The organism is Actinoallomurus oryzae (assembly GCF_039541955.1).
Classification (GTDB): Bacteria; Actinomycetota; Actinomycetes; order Streptosporangiales; family Streptosporangiaceae; genus Actinoallomurus; species Actinoallomurus oryzae.
In genome coordinates, this window is the sequence record NZ_BAABHF010000055.1 from 1 (window position 1) to 1,699 (window position 1,699).

Annotated in this window: 1 protein-coding gene and 1 pseudogene; both read right to left on the bottom strand. The window is 67.6% G+C overall.

The window, feature by feature from the left end; all coding sequences use genetic code 11:
- A pseudogene (locus ABEA10_RS43890) lies at positions 1 to 202 on the bottom strand (carbohydrate ABC transporter permease); the annotation flags it as partial.
- Positions 199 to 1,563 (bottom strand): ABC transporter permease, encoded by a 1,365-nt coding sequence (locus ABEA10_RS43895; protein ID WP_345474496.1) that lies wholly within the window; start codon positions 1,561 to 1,563, stop codon positions 199 to 201. The gene ABEA10_RS43895 and the pseudogene ABEA10_RS43890, both read right to left, overlap by 4 nt.
- Between the last annotated feature and the right edge of the window lie 136 nt (positions 1,564 to 1,699).

Here is a 1,699-nt window from a genome sequence, read left to right on the forward strand (position 1 = left end):
CCTGCTGCGAACGCAGCGACGCGACGAACAACCCCAGCGTGGGGACCAGCCAGATCACCGCGAGCAGGATCAGCACGACCTGGACCACACCACCCCCCACCTTGGAGACGATGCGGGAGGCGATGCTGCGCCGGGGCGCACCGGAGAACTCGGTGCGTTGCTTGTCGATCGCGGCCGGCGCGGCCGCGGTATCGGTGCTCATCGGTTCTCCTGTCGAAAACGCCGCAGGTTGAACAACATCGCGGGCACGACCAGCAAGAACAACAAGATCGCGACCGCCGACCCGGCCCCCTGGTCATTACCGCCACCAAAGGACTCGGTCCACATCCGCACCGCCAGAACGCTGGCGTTCGGATCACCGCCGCCGATGATGAACACCAGGTCGAACACCTTCAGCGCGTAGATCAACAACGTCACGAACACGACCGTCAGCACCGGCGCCAGCAACGGGATCGTCACCCGCCGGAACACCTGCCACTCGGTCGCGCCGTCGACCCGCGCCGCCTCCAGCGCGTCCCGCGGGATCGCCGCCAGACCCGCCGCGATCAACACCATCGCGAACCCGGCCCACACCCACAGATATGAGGCGATGATCGCCGGAGTGATCAACGTCGACCCCAGCCAGTCCACCCCCGCATACGCCGCCGTGAAATTGTCCTTCGGCAGCTTCAGGGTGTACGAACCGGCGGGGAGTTTCTTGATGACGAAGGATCCGTCGTCCTTGGTGGTGGCCGACCCGACGACCTTGCCCGAGGCGGAGACGGCCTGGACCTTCATGCCGCCCAGCCCCGCTTCGGTGGCATCAGGGCTGTTGAGGGTGCCGCCACCGCCCTTGGTGAAGTCGAACCACACCAGCCCCGAGATCCCGCCGGCCGCCGCCTGCGGCGCCTTGGCCGGGGTGATCTTCTTGGGCAGGTTCTCCGGCTTGACGCCCACCAGTGGCAGCAGCGCGGTCTGCCCCGCCTGTACGGGGGTGCGGGTCGTCACCGCACCCGCCTGGGCGACGTCCGGGCTCTTGTCGTTCTCCCGCACGGAGGCGCCGGGGTAGCGGGACCCGCCCGCGAAGGTGTCGTGGACGCTGGTGACCACCGCGTTCGCCACACCCATCGAGGGGTCCTGCTCGTACACCAGGCGGAAGATCACACCCGAGGCCAGGAACGAGACGGCCATCGGCATGAACACCACCATCTTGAACGCCGTCGACCAGCGGATCCGCTCGGTCAGAACGGCGAACAGCAGCCCCAGGATGGTGACGATGGTCGGGGCGATCACGACCCAGATCGCGGTGTTCCGCACCGCGAGCAGGCTGTCGTGGTCGGTGAAGATGGCGGTGTAGTTGTCCAGCCCGACCATCTTCTTGCCCGTGGCGTCGAAGAAGCTACGGATCGCGGTGTAGATGATCGGGTAGACCACCAGCGCGCCCAGCAGCAGAATCGCCGGAAGCAGGAAGCCCAGGGCGAGCCAGGACGGTGGGCCGAGCCGGCCCGATCCGCCCTCCGCCGGGGGCGTTCCGGCCCCGCCGCCGTCTTGCGGCGAGGCCATCTCTTCGGTAATCGCGGTCATGATCCGGCGCCTACTTGTAGGCCTTGGCCGCGTCGGCTTCCAGCTTGGCCTGCACGCCCTTGATGTCGCTCGGCTTCTTCACCAGCGCACGCAGGTCCTCCCACTCACCCTGACCCGGAGTGGCACCGAACGCCGC